This is a genomic window from Nocardia sp. NPDC101769, assembly GCF_044766925.1.
Classification (GTDB): domain Bacteria; phylum Actinomycetota; class Actinomycetes; order Mycobacteriales; family Mycobacteriaceae; genus Nocardia.
The window spans coordinates 50,505-66,197 of record NZ_JBIWMX010000041.1; the positions used below are offsets into that span (position 1 = coordinate 50,505).

The following is a 15,693-nucleotide window of genomic DNA, read 5'->3' on the forward strand; positions in this document are numbered from 1 at the left end:
GAACTAGTTACCGCTATGACATGGGCCAACTACACAGAGGCATCACGGCAATCCGCCAGCCGGACAAACTCCTCCCCGGGAAGGGAGGTTCGGTCGGCTAAGGACGAAGGCCAGAGTGCGGGAACACTCTCGGCCCCAAGGACTTCGGCGGGAGACGAGCAGGAACTCGTCGGCCGCGTTGCCACCGTCTACCGCGGAGGCTGCATTGGAATGCAGGTCCGAGGGTAGCGCACGCCCTCATATCGATTCCACCCCTGTCGCGAACGACACGCCGTCCGTGTCGGTCTCGCATGGATGACGCTGCTCAGCGCATGTGCGCGAGAAAGCGCGGAGCAGCACGCGCAAAACACGGTCGGTGCCTACGACACCGCCACGGCGGAGTTCCTGGCCTCGCTCGACGAGGCGATGTACTCGGGCAAGTGGCTGCTGATCGATGCCGACAACCAGAAGATCCGATGGGTCAAGACGCTGGCCGACGCGCACGCCGCCGTCGAGACGGGCCGCGCCCGCACGCTGGCCGGCCACCTGAATGCGGGGATGCTGGGTGCCGACATCGACCCCGGCCCGGACCAGGCGGTGCTGGGTGACGTGTGCGCGGAGGCGCTGGTGGCGTGGTGCGTCGAGCATCGGCTGCGGTATCTGACGCGTCGCTCCGGGCGGCCCGGCGGATGGCACGTGTATGCGGCCGCTCGGACTCCGCTGCAGGCGGCGGCGTGGGCGCTGGTGTGCGCGCGGCTGAGCAAAAAGCTGGGCATCACCGTCGATGACCGCACCGGCAAGGTGATCCGGACGCTGACCGCGCCGCACCGGCGGGGCCTGCCGAGTCCGGTGGTGAGCTGCACCCTCACCCCGGCGGTCGTCGCCGCCGCGGTGCCCCCGCGCACACGCGCGAAATCCGTTGTCCGCGCCAGTGCGCGCAAGACGCGCACCCGTGGTGGGGATGCGAGCCGCTCGGCGGCCGAGTACGGGCGCTCGTGCGCGATGGCGCGGGCGGGCTACACCGGGGCGCAGGCGTGGAAGCTGATCAGCGGCCCGGGCGCGAAATCGCAACGCAGCGAACGCTGGTGGCGGCGCTACATCTGGCTGCCCGCGGTCACCATCGCGGCCGCCGAAAACGGCCTGTCGGAAGCCGAGGCGTGGCAGGCGGCTCTGGATGCCTGCCCGGCCCGTTTCGCGCAGATCAGGTTCCGGTGGTGGAAGCCGTTGTGGCGCAAAGCGCTGCAGGAGGCTGCGCAGGAGCGTCCGCGGCGGCGGCGTGTCGATGATGCGCCGACGACGCCGGATCCGGAGATCGAGGACCGGATCGCGCAGGTGCGCCGTGGCCTGGACGCCGCCGCCGATCTCGTGCTGGCTGGCACCCGGATGCGCCGGGATCGCCTGCAGGGCATCAAGACGATGCTCTACCACCTGGCACCGATCCTGGTGACCCGAGACGGGTCGATCAGCATCCGGGATCTGGCCCGGGCCACCAGGATGGACGACAAGACCGTGCGTCGCGCCCGCGACGCAGCCATCGAGGCGGGCCTGCTGGTCTTCGCCGGGCGGTACGCAGGAGGAGCCAAGAGCTGCGACACCTTCGCGGTCACCCCGATCGTCGAGACCGAGATCTCGCGGGTCCGTTCGGAAAAGTCCCCCACTAGCCGTAGCACCCCCTCCCCGACGGCTCCCCGCGGCCGCTGCAACGCCACGAAACAAGACCGCCGCCACAGCTACGAACGCAAGCTGTGGCGGCTGCTGAACGATGCGTTGGCCCAGCTCGGTCCAGGAGAGCGCCTGGCCACCAGCCAGACCCGACCGGCGAAGCTACTGCGCTCAATGTGGGCTCAGCGCCGGTGGTTCCGCGAGATGAGCCCACAGGAGCAGCAGGCGCGACGGTCGGCGCGGCGGAAGCTGCTGCGGGGTCTGGATCCCGCCGATCTGCGGGCATGGCTGCTGTGGCTGGAACAACGCGAACGCATCGCCAACGCCTGCGACCGGATCCTCGCCAGCGTCCCCGACCCCTACGACGGCCACCTGCTCGAGCACGCACCAATGACGATCTACCGAGGAATGCGTGACCCTGCCTGGCGCACCGGCGGAACCAAGATCGCGACACAGCCGGTCCTGGTCCTCGAAAGGACGGCAGCGGCATGACTTTTACAGCAGTCCGACACTGCTGCTGTAAAAATCTGTGATGGTATCAATTTGTCGGTGGGCCCTGCCATCCTGGTGGCACCAACTCAGCAGTGAGGAGAGGGGCCCGGTTACCGTGACGAGCAGTGGTGCCGCTGTCCGGGTCGTGCTGTGTGAGCGCGGTCCCGACGCCAATGACGAAGCGCTGACGCGGTTTTCGCGGGCCCTTGCCCGCGGAGATATCGGTGACCGCCCACTGTCGGAGGGGTCGCGTGCGACCTACTACCGCCACGTGCGGCTGTTCCTGAACTGGCTGAGCGACAACGTCTTCGAGGTGGAAACCGGCTGGATCAGCCATCGCGAAGCCTTCGCCGACGACGACGGTCGACGACGCGCGGTCCGACAGTACCGTGACGCGATGCAGGTCGAGCACAGCCTCGCCGAGTCGACCGTGAGCGGGATGCTGCGGGCCGTGGACCTGTTCTACTACTGGCTGGGTTTCACCACACGTCTGCGTCTGCCCCGGCCCGAGCCCCCCGAGCGGCCGTTGGAGATCCTCGACCGGCAGCAGTACAGCGCCGTGCTGCGCAGCGCGGCCAGCCGAGGTGAGCGCGATATCGCCTTGGCAGCCCTGATACTCGATCTCGGGCCGACCGTGGACCAGGTGGTCGCGCTCGGTGCGGCGGATCTGCGATTGGACCCGAGCCACAACACCGGGCAGCTCTGCTGCCGGCGTCCCGACGGCGAGCCCGTGTGGCGGCCGCTACGACCGGGGACGGTGACGGTACAGCGGCGCTGGCTACACCGTCGTCGTGAACTGCTCGGGCGGCGACAGGTATCGGCGCTGTTCCTGAACCTCAACGAGGAACCCACCGCGCTCACCGGCCGCGGTGTCCATTTCGTCATCCGAGCAATCGGCGCCCAGGAAGGTCTGGTCATCTCACCGCGCACCCTGCGCAACACCGCCCGCCAGCAGATACCCGGCACCGAACTGGACTGCGAGACCCTCGCTGAGCTCTCTGGACCGCACCTGACCCCTCCCCCAGTGCCGGAACCTGAACCGGCAGAGCAGGTCCGGCTGCGCCACTGGCGCAAGCCACGCAAAGTGCCAGTGCCACAGCTTCAACTGGACCTCGGATCCGATGCTGGCCAGCCGGATCCGCACGGCCCCGGCGACACCGGCGCGGCCGCCGCACAATGAGGTGCGGCAGGGTAGCCGCAAACAGGCGGCGAATCGCGTGAAATAGACGTGATCTATTCGGGTTACTGTGCCTGAGAGCTCCTAACAGGTTCGGCGAGTTGGCATCGGGTTCTGTTGCAGTGCAGGATATTTCGTTGTGGCGGCACCCTGGATCGTGGATGTGGTGATTCCGTCGCACCCCGGGTATGCGTTCTCCGGGCCGACGCGGGTTCCCGCCTGGCATCCGGCGCGCACAGCGGCGGCCTACCACACACTGATGCTGCGCCTGGGATACGACCGCTACGGCGTGCACGGAAGCGATGTGGGCGCCGCCGTTGCCGCCGAATTGGGGCGTCTCGCACCGGAACAGGTGATCGGCGTGCACGTCGGTCAGATCTTTTCCTTCCCCCGCGGTGACAAGGGAGAACTCGACGGCCTCACTACCAGCGACACTGCATTTCGGGCGTACCGCGCGGCGGCTGCACCTGTCCCAGGCACGGATCAGCCAGTCGATCAAGAGCCAGGAACGCTGCATCGGGCCGCCTCCTACAGCAGGATTCACCACCGTGGCCCCCACCCGGTCTTTGGGCGGCACGATCGCGCAGCCGAGTGGCTTCAGGTGTGGACCGATCTGGGCCGCAAGCTCCCCCCGCGCCCCACCCCGGCGACAACAGGTAAACGCGGCCAGTAGCCACTTCGCCAAGAGGTCACCTGTGCGGGAGGACCTCAGCCCAGGCGGCCAGCCATCGTCACGACGCGCGCCGCAGCCAGCGGGTTAGCGGCGAGATCAGCCTGACAACTGACGATCAGGCGGTTCGGCCGAGTTCCGCAGCGGTGTGGTCGAGTTCGGCCGCCGCGCGGCTGAGGTCGGCGGCGATCCGGGACAGTTCCGCGGCCGGTCCCTTGTGCTCGGCCTGAGCAAGGTCGCGCTCGATGAGAGACCGGACATAGGCGGAGAACGACTGCCCCAGATTGACAGCGCGCGCCTTGCCGCGGCGCGTCAGGTCATCACTCATCTTGACCGATCGCGGCTTCAGTTCCGGCCCGTCGTCCTGGCCGAGCTCCACCGGCAAGTCGATCGGCGCGTCGGTGAACACGAGGCGATCGAGCAGGGCGTTCACCTCGTCGGGGGTGGTGGGATCATTCTGTTCAGTCATCGGCGTTCTCCCATTTCTCGAAGTCGGTGAGCCGGTCACCGGCCAAAACCCGCCCCGCGACCAGGTACAGATCGCTCCCGGCGACACGCGCCAGGATTTCCACGGGTTGCCCGCCAGCCGTGCGCATCCACACGACGACGTACTGGCTATCGGTAGTGCGCACCCATACTCGCTGTTGCCCGCCGAGCCAATCGACCAGAGCGTCCACGACATCGTCGATGTCTATTCCGGCGACGCCGAGCAAGTACGCGAGACGGTAGTGCCAATCGATAGCCACCGGCACAGCCTACCCTGGTAATACGCGGTATTACCAGGGTAGGTACTCCGACCGACCCTGGTAAACCGGCACCGGTCATGCCAAGATCTGATGAGCCGTTGAATAACGTTCCTATCAGCCTGTCGGCCTTGAAGCTCGGCTTACTCCGTCGATCGAACGGCCACGCCGTACCCACAGGCACGCAATCCAGAACTGGTCGGCCAACAATTCTTCGCACGCTACGACCGGGCCGCACACTGGTTCGACGATCTCGAACCCGCACTGGGCAGCGAGATCCCGGCCGCCCAAGTGATCCGGCGGCAGTGGCCTGACCCGTGCAAATCGTGCGAGTCCTCCGCAACCGTCGTCGAGTCGGCGTTCTGACAGTCTGCGCACAACGTTGACGAAGCGGTGCGTTCCGGTCTCGAACGACTTCCCGCCAAATCCACCGATGTCACACATAGGGATCGCGTCCCGTCATTCAGGCGATCGAGAGATCGCTACTGAAAGGACGTGGTTCTTCATGAACATCGCGTATCGCATCGTTGGAATCGTGGCCGCTCTGTGGATCGGGTTCTCCGGCTACTCGCTCTTCTCGAAGAAGCAGTTCGTGGTGGACCCGCTGGTGGAATACGGCGTGCCCAAAGGCTGGTGGAACTGGCTGGCGCTGACCAAATCGGCGGGTGCGCTGGGCCTCATCACGGGATTCTTCGTTCCGGCGGTGGGTGTCGCCGCTGCTGTGGGCCTGATCGTCTACTTCGCAGGGGCCGCGGCCACCACCATTCGGGCCCACTCCTACAAGACCACGCCCTTCCCGCTGCTCTACCTTGCGCCGGCCGCGGCCACGCTGGTACTGCAATTCGCCCGATGAGGACGGGCGTATTACCTTGTGGCCGATGCAATACCTGGCTGCCCCGGCTTGCGAGGCAATTCGGGACCCATCCACAGGTGATCCAATCCGATGGAGGGAGATGACGAATGCTGGTAGAAGTGGACTGGCGGGCGGTTCGCGCGAGTCTGCCGCCGGGTGAAATGCTCAGATTTCGAGCCGACTTCGCGGCTCGGATCTGGACGACACCGGATGCGGTGGAGTTCGCGGTGACGTACGGAATCCCGAACTCGCGTGGGCTGTTTCGGATATCGGCCGATCTGGCCGACCGCGATCCAGCCAGCCCCGACATGGCCTTCATCGACAACATCGATTCGACGCCGGTGGACACACCGGCGGGAGAACTCCAGCCGCTGGGTCTGTTGTTCCACAGCATTCTCTACGTCCAGCCCGCGGACGGCACCATCTGGGTGTCCGACCCGGACTCGGAGGTGGAGTTCGAGTTGATCCACCGCGACCTGTCGTCGCTGGCATACCTGGTGTACAAGGTCGAGATCGAACGGCCCGACCCCGACGAGAACCCGACTCCCTACGACTGGGCCGAAATCGAGGAGATCATCCAGGAAGGCATGGCCGCCTGGGACACAACGCCTTTCGAGTCAGATGCGAGGTTCTGGACGACGTTCCTCGAGTCCTATCCGATGATGTGAGCCGAGGCGACGTCGCTTCGGTCCGATGCTGGATCGCGTTCGGGTGAATTGCGTTCGTGCACTGACCTTTTGAGCATTCGGCTCGCGACGTCCGGCAGCAACAACCCGAATGAACCGATGACCATTTTGTGCTTCCATTCAGATGGATGTCGGGGGACGGTGCATTCGGGTCCAGGAGTAATCGCCGAAAATCCAACGAGGTTCTCACACTCGAGTATCCCTGTCCCCGCGCCGCCGTCCTTCCCACCGAGAGCTCCAGCTCGTGCTCGATAGTGACGTCGTTGTCGACGCCAGCATCGGCCCACACCTGCCCGATGCGCTCGTGAAACTCCTCTTCATCGCAGTATCGAAAGTCGGTGGGACAGTCCGCGAACGGATCCACCAGCAGCTTGATATAGCTGTTCCAGATCGGTGAGCCGTTCGACCGTCCTGGCCGCATACAGGCCCGGTGCACAAAGTGCTTGTCGACGTGATGGGGCCTTCGTCCGGCTGCGCGGCGGATCCGGCATCATCGTGCACGCACAAAACATGCGCGAGCTGCACGGCCAGGACCTTGAAAGATGGATGGCCGCCGTCGACGCCGATAACCAGCCGGGCCTGCACTCCTTCGCCCGCGGCCTCCGCCGTGACCAGGATGCGGTCACCGCCGGTCTCACCCTGCCCTGGAACAGCGGAACGGTCGAATCAACCGGATCAAGATGCTCAAGCGGCGGATGTTCGGCCGCGCGAAACCCGACCTGCGCAAGCGAATCCTGTTGAGCAACTGAACGAAACGACGGGGCTTTCACGAAATATAGGCCAGATCCAGAATTGGCGTGTCGTTGACACGGGGAAGGTGATCCGAACGGCTGGGGACCCGACGGCGCGATCGTGAAGCGAAACCCACGGCACAGGTTGGCGCCGTGGGTTTCGCCGTTACCTGCCTTGGTCGGACGCGGCGTCAGACCCTGTCAGGCCGCAAAATCTCCGATGGGACAACACCTTCGCCATCGACGTCTGTCAGGATGCGCGCGGCCTGCCGGCGCAGCAGCGCCAACTGGCGTTCCGGAGTGAACCGATCGGGATCGAAAACCGCCTGCAATCCGATGCCGTCGATGGCGACCATCACCTCTTCGGCCACGCTCTCCAGGTCCCGGCCCGCATAGCCCGCGGACACCAGCACCATCTGCAGCGATTCGCACCAGGCCCGATACCGTTGCCGTTGTTCCCGCGCCAGCTCGGCATCGTGAGTGGCCCAGTCCCAGAACGCTATCCACACCTGCCATTCGATGCGACGGGTCTCATCCATGGGCAGGCACTGGCACAGCACCTCGTACAGGCCCGCCGACTGCGCGACTAGCCGCGTGATCCGCTCCTCGACGGCCGCGGTCGCCGACGCCAGCGCCGCGAGCAGCACTTGGCGTTTGCCGTCGAAATAGTGCACGACCATCCCGGTCGTGCACCCGGCCTCGGCGGCGATGTCACGGATGGTGGTGTTGGCCAGGCCCGCCGTGGCGATGACGCGGCACGCCGCGGCGCTGATGGCGCGGCGGCGTTCTTCATGGTCGACGATCTTCGGCATTGACACCGAACTTTACATCACGGATATTACGTAACCGTGGTTATGCAAAACCTCGACCTGGGCTCCCCCGGTGTCGCCGCCGCGACGACAGGCGGCTGGCATGGCGCACCACCACGGGTCTCGGTGCATGCACCGTCACCGCTTCTCACTTCCGAGGGAACGCCGGTGGTGACCTCAACACCGGCGATGATCGGCAAGATGCTCCGCATCGCCGCCGACCCGCGCGTGGCGCTCGTCGCGAACGGCGCACTGGTGCAGGCCGCCGCCACCGTGCTGGTCGACCGCGACGGATCCGTCTTCGCGCACGAATTGCTGGCGCAGGAAGCCCGACTCAGTTGGTTCTCCGGCCCGCAGGCGTGGATAGCACTCGCCATCGTCACCAGGAAAGCGTGATGCCCACACCCTTCGTCCCAGATGCGCCGTTCCGTGCACGCCGCCCCCGCATCAAGCACATCATGTTGCTGACCGATCTCGGCTTCCTGACCTACTGGATCGTCACCGCGCTGGGTGTCCTCAGCGTCGGACCCGATTGCTTTCTGCAGCAATGGAACTGGTCGTTCCTGGGACTGGACCTCGCCGCCATCGGTCTGGGTCTAGCCGGACTTGCCGCCCGGTCCGGCGCGGGATCGCTCCCGATGATCACGGTGTCCTTGTCACTGACCTCGGCCGCGGGACTGATGGCACTGAACTTCTACATGGTCCGCGGTGACTACGACCTACGGTGGTGGCTTCCCAACCTGTGGCTGTTCGGATTCCCAATCGTCGCCCTGCTCGGGATCCACCGGACGCGACCGGTGGCCGGCGGTCCGATCGACTGAGACCCGCCTCATGAGAACCCAACCATCGACCGTGCCCGGATCGAGCACCCAGGGGCTCCGGGTCCTGCTCGAACGGTACTGTATCGCGGACAATCTGCTGAAATTCGCAATAGCCACCAGCACAGGCGAATTCATCCCGCAGGTCGACGCATTCAGCCCCGCACCGGCGGAGCGGCGGTTTCTCGTCGAGCAGGCCTGCTGCACGGCGGTGACGGTGGCACGCTCACTGACGGGTGACGACATCACGCCGATATGGGTCGAGTTCTACTACCCGCGCCCCTCACACGCCGACGCGTACCGGCACCTGCTGGGAAATGAACTTCGATTCGGGGCGACGACAACATGGATCTGCTTCGACGCCGCGGCACTCGACCGATCCGCGGCCCAGCTGGAGCAAACCCACGATCGGGACGACACCGTCGCAGAGATAGAGCACGTATGCGGGAAAACTTACGCAACACCATGCCGAAGCCACCGGTCGCGAACCGTCTGACGAGCGAGCGCACGTTGCACCGGCGACCCGCCGAAGCAGGCGAGAAGTTCGGCGAGATTCGGGACCGTCTACGACTCCAGCGCGCCGACAGGCTACTGCGCGAGTCGAATCTCCCGATAACGGGAGTTGCCGCCGACGTGGTTCGGCGACGGCCGCGAATTTCGCCGCACGTATCACCCCTGGACGGGTGACAGCACGGCCGCGGTACGCCGGTCATCACCCTCGAACTCGGCGCATGCCGTCGCAGTGGCGCGAAACGTGATCGAGCTACACAGATCGCAATTGTTCGGATCGGCTCTGCCGCATAAAACCAGCAGCCAAATCCGCCGTGTCGAAGGCCCGGCACCGACGGGCGGCATGCCGCGCCGCTGGGAATCCAGATCGCCTGTGTGGCAACACTATTATCAGCTGTCTTCGCCGTGCTGATCGGCGCGAGGCGAACCCCCCAGCGACGGCAATAGTGAGGATGTCGCCGCTGATTACAGTCAGTGGAACAACACCTGCGATCTGACGGATTACGAATATGTCGCGACGCACTGCGAAAATCCTGGGTCGGCCATCGAGGGCAACGACAATCACCGCACTCTGCGTCCTGGCCGCCGTTCTTGTCGCGGGCGCGAGCAACGCCGACGGAGCACCCGAGGCTACCCTCCAGGACCGGTACTCCACTGTCACAGCGCATGTCACCGGCGAGACGTCCGGCGATCGATGCCAGATCGCGGGCGAGCATGTCGCCGGACCCTGGAGCATCGTGAAGTCCGACGGCACAGTCGACCTCACCCTCGATCGCCGCGGCACCGGTCCCGAAGGTCTGAGGATCCTCTGCGAAAGCCCCGAGCGCGGCGACGTCAGCATCCACACGATTCGCTCCCATCTGGTCCCGCACGGCGGCCCCTTATCCCCCATCCGCCAAATCATCGGGAGCAAGCTGTTCCAGCACTGATGGCCCGGGTCCGAGCTCGGATCGGTACCGGCGAGTCCGCCGCTCGGGCCTATCAGGCAGCACGTTCTCGCCGGTAATCGCGTGGACTCAGCCCGTGTGCCCGCTTGAACGCTACACCGGACGCGCGCGCTCCCATAACCAACGCGATTCGCGATGAATTCCAGCGATCTCTCCGTGCTGCAGAGCATTTCGACCGCCATCGCCAAGCGAATAGCAGTCAACATCGCAACCGGTGCCCTGCCATACGCCTTGGTGAACCTACGCGCGAGGGCCACCCGGGACAGATGCACCCGCGACTCCAGTTCAGCGATGGTGCACGACTACGGGGTAGGCGCGCATCAGGAGCAGCGCCTTGTACGCGGCGGCGTCCTGGCCGGCTTCTCCGCTCGGGTCGAGTCGCGAGGGACCGGCAATATCGAAGTAGGTCAAGTCTTTCGCACTCCTGCCGTCATGGGACGTCCACAGCACAACCCAGAGCCCCAGGAGAGAAGAGCGGTATTGCAGCACTGCCGAAAGTGACAAGTCGCGCGCCGAGCGGCAGTGCCGCAACATCCCCGATGAACCATCCCGGTTCGCGGCGTAACCATCCGCACCCCCGGCGAGCACGTCAATTCCCAACACTGGGAAGGATTGGCAGGATCTGAATAGATAGGATTACTGATACGTGATGCCGAGACCGCAATGAACTCGTGAAGATGTGTCCCGACCCTCAGTCGAATCGGGTGCGGAATAGGCGGACACACAATCCATCTGACGTTTTCATCGACTCGCATCCCGAAACATATCGGCATTACGGTGGTTTGGGAGTCGCATGAATACAGTGAGCCCTTTTCATCCTGCATGAATGCCCTTGGCGGGCAATGGGACTGGGTTCGGCGTGTCGCCTCGGGATACGGCGAAGCCCCTGGTAAGTCAGCTGTCGACCAAAACCGCTGCATCCCAAGGGCTTCCATTGTTGTTCTACCGTGCCGCGCTGCCGTTGTCACGCCAGACCCTGAACCACGTTGCCGGAGTGATCCGCCGCCACCGGGTGAAGATCGGGTCGGTATGGCGCAAGCTCAACCCCGGTCGCCAAGCCCTGCTGGTGCTGGCCTACCTGCGCAAAGCCGAAACCTACAGTAATCTGGGGGCCGGGTTCGAGGTGTCGACCACGACCGCGTGGCGGTATGTCGAGGAGACCGTGGATCTGCTGGCCGAGCGTGCGCCGAAGCTGAGATCGGCGCTGCGGCAAGCGAAAAGCGACGGGCACGCCTATCTGATCCTGGACGGCACCCTGATCGCGATCGACCGTGTGGCCGCCGACCGTCCCTACTATTCGGGCAAGCATCGCCGACACGGCATGAACGTGCAGGTCATCGCCACGCCCGACGGAGACATCGTGTGGGTGTCGGGGGCGTTGCCCGGGGAGTGTGCACGACGTGAAGGCCGCCTGGATCTGGCAGATCGTGCGCGAACTCGAACGTTGCGGGTTGATCGCGTTGGCGGACAAGGGCTATCAGGGCGTCGAGGGCCTGCTCACACCGTACAAGGGGCGCGACAAACCCGAATCGCAGAAGCAGGCCAACCGGGCGCACGCGCGGCTGCGTGGTCGCGGTGAACGCGCGAACGCGCAGCTCAAGAGCTGGAAGGTGCTGCACAAGCTGCGCTGCTGCCCGCACAAGGCCGGGACATTGGTCAAGGCCATCCACGTCCTACAGGACCGCGAGCTTCAGGCTGAACGAGGATGAAAAGGGCTCACTATCCAAGCACTGTCGCCACGAGTGCGCAACACTGTGAGATTTGGACTCGGAAATATGAGCAATCGGCAACCCGAGAAAATAACAATATGCCTTTCCGTCCCATCATACTGGGGTAGCCGCAACCTGCTCGGTGGGCAAAATTTCGTAGATGAGCAGGGCCGACGTGCCGTGCGGCTTTTCGTGAAAGACGACACGGGCGAGCGCCACGAAACGGTTCTCGAAGGCGATCGGATCGGCTTCGCGGGGCGAGTCCGGCTGGTGGCGAAGATATTTCAGCTCCCCGAGGGGCCCCGCGATCCGGTCGCCACCCTGATCGAGGACTTGTAGGTCGCGATCGATCCTGGGTCGATGTGATCGGTCCGGACAGACCACTCACGCGGTTTCAGGGTCGGTGAGGTGGGAGTTTTCCACCGGTGAGAACGAAAGGCGGGAAACTTTTCCCCTCGTCGCGTGGGGTCCGCTTCTCCCGGCGGTCACCATCGACTATCGCCGTCGGCGACATCGAGCAGGAGTGGGAGAACCGGCTCACCCCGGAGGACCGGCGCGGGCTGACCCCGCGGTTCTGGTCGCATGTGCTCCCATACGGCGAGGTCGAACTCAACATGTCCAGCAGGCTGACCCTCGGCGGCAGTTGAGCCGGAAGGGCGTCGGTGGTCTGATTGCTTCAGCGGAAGTCGTCGGCATGGTCGGCCGCCCATTGGCGGAATGTACGTGCCGCAGTCCCGGTGACCTCGTGCACCGCTGAGGTGGGTAACGCCGGATTTGTGATCATCGCCGCCTGGGCGGCGAGGACGCCGTCCACGGCCTCCTGCGCCCAGCCCATACCGAGCATTCGCTGCCGCGCGCTTTCGGGTGAAGTCTCCACCCAGCGCACCGGGCGGCCGATCTCGTCGCCGATGATGCGCGCCTGGTCAGCATGGGTCAGCAGTTCGGGCCCGGTCAGGTTGTAGACCGCCCCGGCATGCCCGTCCCGGGTGAGAGCGTGCACTGCCACGGCGGCGATGTCGTGCTCGTGGATCGGCGGCATGGCTGCCGATCCGAAGGGTTCTCGCACGGCGCCATCGGCGCGGATCTGTTCGGCCCACCGCAAGGTGTTGGCGGCGAACACATTGGGGCGCAAGAAGGTCCACTCCAGGCGGGACTTCTCGAGCAGCTCTTCGATCCGCCGCTCGTTGTCTCGAACCGCCGCGGAGGACAGGTAGACCACGCGCCGCGCACGCTCGGCGATCAGGTCCACGATGTCGGGTGCGCGGTCCGCGTCGGCGAATGGCCAGACCAGGAAGACCGCGTCGACCCCGGTCAGGGCCGGGGCAACAGTGGCCGGATCGGACAGGTCCCCGCCGACGACTTCTACGCGACTCGGGAGCAGGGCCGACGAGGGCGAGCGGGTCAGGACGCGGACATCGGCGTCCGCAGCCAGCAATTGGGCGACCTGCCCGCCGACCGTGCCGGTCCCCCCGGTGACCAGGATTTTGTTTCGTGTGGACACGTGGGCCCTTCCGTGGTGGTGACCTTTCCGGTTACGACCGTAGGTGCGCGGAGTGAGCCAATCAATGCGTATCTGTGCCGAATAGATACGTGATCGTCTCTGTTGAACCGCCAGCCGATACGATGGCGCTGTGGATGTACTCAGTGATGTGATCGCGGTGATGCGCATGGGGGAGCCTCGCTCGGCGCGTGTGGAATGGCATGCGCCTTGGGGACAGCGTTTCGTGTCCGTTCCGGGATCGGCGGGATTCCAAGCGGTCCTCGAGGGTTTCTGCTGGCTGATCCCCCCGAATGGCCGCCCTGTCCAGCTCGGCCAGGGCGATGTGGTGTTCCTCCCGCACGGCAGTGGATACGCCCTGGCCGACAGCCCGTCCACACCGTTAACCCAGCCTGCCTGCGATCCGCAGCACGACCCGCGCTGGGATCAGCGCTACGCCTCCGACGTAATCGGCCGGACCGCCCAGAACGGCTCCCAGCCCGTCACGGTGACTATCTGCGGCGGGTACCAGCTCGACCCGAGCCGGGCGCATCCGCTGCTGGGCGACCTGCCGGAGATCGTGCACCTTCCGTCCAGGGCGGGGCGGAACCAAGAGGTCCGCGCCGCGGTCGACATGCTCGCGCGGGAACTCGACGACATCCGCCTAGGGGTGGACACGATCGTGCCCGCCCTGCTCGACACGCTGCTGCTCTATATTCTGCGTGGCTGGCTCCACGAACAGAGTGGGCGCAAACCGGTCAGCGGGTGGGCGGCCGCGCTCAACGACTCGGAGATCCGCGCCGCGTTGAACGGTATCCACAACGACCCAGCCAAGCAGTGGAGCGTAGCGGCGCTGAGTGCGGTGGCCGGGCTGTCCCGGGCCGCGTTCTCACGGAAATTCACCGCGCTAGTTGGCCAGCCACCGATGGCCTACCTCACCTGGTGGCGGATGGCGACAGCGGCCCGCCTGCTCCGGGACTCCGAAGCGCCTCTCGGCGCCATTGCCAGACGTGTCGGCTACACCTCCGAGTACGCCTTCGCCAACGCCTTCAAACGCCAGTACGGCATTGCCCCAGGCCGGTACCGACGCGTGATCCCAGCAACCGCTGAGCAATAGCGCACGCCAGGAATCAGATCCAGGTCAGCCGATTCCGCTGCATAGACAACTCGACGACAACCTGGCTGTCACGGATAACGGGCTGTTATCCCGGGTAACATCAGGACCGGCTTGCGGCGGACCGCTGCGGCAACCACACGAAGCACCCCCGTTATCCGGGGCAACCGGGAGAGGGCGGCGCATGGCGGGCACGGTGACCCGGATCGGAGCGGTCCCGCCACGGGCGGTGCGGTCGTCGGCCGAGGCGTTCCTGGACACGATCGGCTCGCCGAACACCCGCCGCGCCTACACCATCGCCATCGTGAAGACCGTCGACCGGCTCGACGGACACGACCCCGACGGTTCTCGCACCGACCGGCCGCTGGCGTCGGTCACCGACGCCGAGATCGGTGCGCGGGAAGCAGGACAGGTTCACTGACCTCGGATTCAGCCCAGTGGACCTCATAGGCCGGAATCGGCGAGGGCCTCGCGAACGTCGCAGACCGTCACAACTGTTGGTGCAGTGGTGTTCGTGTCCGGGGTATCCGCGTGTTCCTTCAGGCCGTTTCGGGCAGGCCGGACAGGACGCGGATGGCGTCGGCGAAGCTGACCTTGCGCTCGGGCTGTTCGGCGGCCAGGCCCATTTCGATGTACTGGCGGATCAGCATGCTCGCGGTGATGCAGTGTTCGGCGGCGGTCTCCCGGACGCGGTCCCGCATGTCGGCGGGGAGCTTCAGAGAGGTGGTGACCATGCCGGTCTCGATCTCGTCGGAGGTCGGGGGCCGCGACATCGCTCATGTCAACGCCGATGCCACGGCAACACCGATCGGTGACGAAGCCGAGGCCAAGGCGATCAACACTTATGCGCGGTGCGCTTGGACATCAGGGCGTGCTCGAATTCGGCGCTCGCGCCGAGGAACTGGAAGAACAAGAGACACTGCCTCCGATGCCCGGACTGCGACAGGCGCACACCCGAAGACGTGAAAATTCCGCATTCGATGATCGTGTGGGCGCGCCGGTGGGTTGCGGCAATGGCCCGGTAGATCACTTGCCATGATGGAAAGTGTCCCTCTACTCTTTCCATCATGGAAAGTATGGAGCGGGGGCGGCATACACGCCTAAAGAGGCACAACGGGCCTTAGAACTCCTAACAGAATGGGGCTGGTGGGGGGAATGATGCGAGATCGGTTGGTGTTCTTGTTGTGTCGCATGTGACTGGAGGTATACGACGGCACAACGTAGGCCATGGGAGATCGATGATCGGTTGTGGGAGCGTGTGGAACCCCTGCTGCCGGTGGTCCCCCGCAAGGCACGCCATCCCGGCCGCAAGCGGC

19 protein-coding genes and 4 pseudogenes are annotated in these 15,693 nt (G+C 65.3%); 16 read left to right on the forward strand and 7 right to left on the reverse strand.

Features of this window, described 5'->3' with window-relative positions; genetic code table 11:
• Positions 1-294 precede the first annotated feature (294 nt).
• From ACIRRA_RS39950 to ACIRRA_RS39960, 3 genes are all read left to right on the forward strand, one after another.
• On the forward strand, positions 295-2,133 hold the full coding sequence (locus tag ACIRRA_RS39950; RefSeq protein ID WP_402779600.1) for a hypothetical protein: 1,839 nt from the start codon (positions 295-297) through the stop codon (positions 2,131-2,133).
• 115 nt (positions 2,134-2,248) lie between these two features.
• Positions 2,249-3,313 carry a hypothetical protein gene (locus tag ACIRRA_RS39955; RefSeq protein WP_402779602.1) on the forward strand — a complete coding sequence of 355 codons (1,065 nt, stop codon included), beginning with the start codon at positions 2,249-2,251 and terminating at the stop codon, positions 3,311-3,313.
• Positions 3,314-3,449: 136 nt separating this feature from the next.
• On the forward strand, positions 3,450-3,983 hold the full coding sequence (locus ACIRRA_RS39960; protein WP_402779604.1) for an alpha/beta fold hydrolase: 534 nt from the start codon (positions 3,450-3,452) through the stop codon (positions 3,981-3,983).
• A gap of 115 nt (positions 3,984-4,098) precedes the next feature.
• On the opposite strand, the gene ACIRRA_RS39965 is transcribed toward ACIRRA_RS39960, so the two are convergent.
• Complete coding sequence (locus tag ACIRRA_RS39965; protein ID WP_402779606.1) at positions 4,099-4,449, reverse strand: hypothetical protein; 351 nt, start codon at positions 4,447-4,449, stop codon at positions 4,099-4,101.
• On the reverse strand, positions 4,442-4,726 hold the full coding sequence (locus ACIRRA_RS39970; RefSeq protein WP_402779608.1) for a hypothetical protein: 285 nt from the start codon (positions 4,724-4,726) through the stop codon (positions 4,442-4,444). The genes ACIRRA_RS39965 and ACIRRA_RS39970 overlap by 8 nt, the downstream gene beginning before the upstream one ends.
• Before the next feature lie 502 nt (positions 4,727-5,228).
• Between ACIRRA_RS39970 and ACIRRA_RS39975 the strand changes: the two genes are divergently transcribed.
• The 3 genes and pseudogenes from ACIRRA_RS39975 to ACIRRA_RS39985 form a co-directional block, all read left to right on the forward strand.
• A complete protein-coding gene (locus ACIRRA_RS39975; protein ID WP_402779610.1) occupies positions 5,229-5,576 on the forward strand; it encodes a DoxX family protein in 348 nt (115 codons plus the stop codon).
• A gap of 107 nt (positions 5,577-5,683) precedes the next feature.
• Positions 5,684-6,244 (forward strand): SUKH-4 family immunity protein, encoded by a 561-nt coding sequence (locus tag ACIRRA_RS39980; RefSeq protein ID WP_402779612.1) that lies wholly within the window; start codon positions 5,684-5,686, stop codon positions 6,242-6,244.
• 600 nt (positions 6,245-6,844) lie between these two features.
• Positions 6,845-7,011, forward strand: a pseudogene (locus tag ACIRRA_RS39985) (ISL3 family transposase); the annotation flags it as partial.
• 173 nt (positions 7,012-7,184) lie between these two features.
• On the opposite strand, the gene ACIRRA_RS39990 reads toward ACIRRA_RS39985, so the two are convergent.
• Positions 7,185-7,805: a TetR/AcrR family transcriptional regulator gene (locus ACIRRA_RS39990; RefSeq protein ID WP_402779614.1), complete on the reverse strand. Its 621-nt coding sequence runs from the start codon at positions 7,803-7,805 to the stop codon at positions 7,185-7,187.
• Positions 7,806-7,973: 168 nt separating this feature from the next.
• Here ACIRRA_RS39990 and ACIRRA_RS39995 point away from each other — a divergent pair, with 168 nt between their 5' ends.
• The 4 genes from ACIRRA_RS39995 (at position 7,974) to ACIRRA_RS40010 (ending at position 10,059) form a co-directional block, all read left to right on the forward strand.
• A complete protein-coding gene (locus ACIRRA_RS39995; RefSeq protein WP_402779616.1) occupies positions 7,974-8,198 on the forward strand; it encodes a hypothetical protein in 225 nt (74 codons plus the stop codon).
• Positions 8,198-8,623, forward strand: coding sequence for a DUF5360 family protein (locus tag ACIRRA_RS40000; protein ID WP_402779618.1), 426 nt, complete (start codon positions 8,198-8,200; stop codon positions 8,621-8,623). The genes ACIRRA_RS39995 and ACIRRA_RS40000 overlap by 1 nt, the downstream gene beginning before the upstream one ends.
• A gap of 10 nt (positions 8,624-8,633) precedes the next feature.
• Entirely contained in the window at positions 8,634-9,116 is a 483-nt protein-coding gene (locus tag ACIRRA_RS40005; RefSeq protein WP_402779620.1) for an AraC family transcriptional regulator ligand-binding domain-containing protein, read from the forward strand.
• A gap of 523 nt (positions 9,117-9,639) precedes the next feature.
• Positions 9,640-10,059 carry a hypothetical protein gene (locus tag ACIRRA_RS40010; protein ID WP_402779636.1) on the forward strand — a complete coding sequence of 140 codons (420 nt, stop codon included), beginning with the start codon at positions 9,640-9,642 and terminating at the stop codon, positions 10,057-10,059.
• 137 nt (positions 10,060-10,196) lie between these two features.
• Here the strand turns inward: ACIRRA_RS40010 and ACIRRA_RS40015 are convergent.
• Both ACIRRA_RS40015 and ACIRRA_RS40020 read right to left on the reverse strand, forming a co-directional pair.
• A pseudogene (locus ACIRRA_RS40015) lies at positions 10,197-10,349 on the reverse strand (helix-turn-helix domain-containing protein); the annotation flags it as partial.
• Positions 10,350-10,362: 13 nt separating this feature from the next.
• The gene (locus tag ACIRRA_RS40020; protein WP_402779622.1) at positions 10,363-10,488 is read right to left on the reverse strand and encodes a hypothetical protein; all 126 of its coding nucleotides are present in this window, start codon (positions 10,486-10,488) and stop codon (positions 10,363-10,365) included.
• Between the two features lie 523 nt (positions 10,489-11,011).
• On the opposite strand from ACIRRA_RS40020, the pseudogene ACIRRA_RS40025 reads away from it, so the two are divergent.
• The 3 genes and pseudogenes from ACIRRA_RS40025 (at position 11,012) to ACIRRA_RS40035 (ending at position 12,433) form a co-directional block, all read left to right on the forward strand.
• Positions 11,012-11,786, forward strand: a pseudogene (locus ACIRRA_RS40025) (transposase family protein).
• Positions 11,787-11,852: 66 nt separating this feature from the next.
• Positions 11,853-12,125, forward strand: coding sequence for a hypothetical protein (locus ACIRRA_RS40030; protein WP_402779624.1), 273 nt, complete (start codon positions 11,853-11,855; stop codon positions 12,123-12,125).
• Positions 12,126-12,211: 86 nt separating this feature from the next.
• Positions 12,212-12,433, forward strand: coding sequence for a hypothetical protein (locus tag ACIRRA_RS40035; RefSeq protein WP_402779626.1), 222 nt, complete (start codon positions 12,212-12,214; stop codon positions 12,431-12,433).
• A gap of 29 nt (positions 12,434-12,462) precedes the next feature.
• Here the strand turns inward: ACIRRA_RS40035 and ACIRRA_RS40040 are convergent, their stop codons facing one another.
• A complete protein-coding gene (locus tag ACIRRA_RS40040) occupies positions 12,463-13,287 on the reverse strand; it encodes an SDR family oxidoreductase (protein WP_402779628.1) in 825 nt (274 codons plus the stop codon).
• 130 nt (positions 13,288-13,417) lie between these two features.
• On the opposite strand from ACIRRA_RS40040, the gene ACIRRA_RS40045 reads away from it, so the two are divergent.
• Positions 13,418-14,380 (forward strand): AraC family transcriptional regulator, encoded by a 963-nt coding sequence (locus ACIRRA_RS40045; RefSeq protein WP_402779630.1) that lies wholly within the window; start codon positions 13,418-13,420, stop codon positions 14,378-14,380.
• A 181-nt stretch (positions 14,381-14,561) separates the two neighbouring features.
• A complete protein-coding gene (locus ACIRRA_RS40050; protein ID WP_402779632.1) occupies positions 14,562-14,798 on the forward strand; it encodes a hypothetical protein in 237 nt (78 codons plus the stop codon).
• 118 nt (positions 14,799-14,916) lie between these two features.
• On the opposite strand, the gene ACIRRA_RS40055 is transcribed toward ACIRRA_RS40050, so the two are convergent.
• Positions 14,917-15,150 carry a hypothetical protein gene (locus ACIRRA_RS40055; RefSeq protein WP_402779638.1) on the reverse strand — a complete coding sequence of 78 codons (234 nt, stop codon included), beginning with the start codon at positions 15,148-15,150 and terminating at the stop codon, positions 14,917-14,919.
• Here ACIRRA_RS40055 and ACIRRA_RS40060 point away from each other — a divergent pair.
• Positions 15,146-15,217: pseudogene (locus ACIRRA_RS40060) on the forward strand (hypothetical protein); the annotation flags it as partial. The gene ACIRRA_RS40055 and the pseudogene ACIRRA_RS40060 sit on opposite strands and share 5 nt — an antisense overlap.
• Positions 15,218-15,693 lie beyond the last annotated feature (476 nt).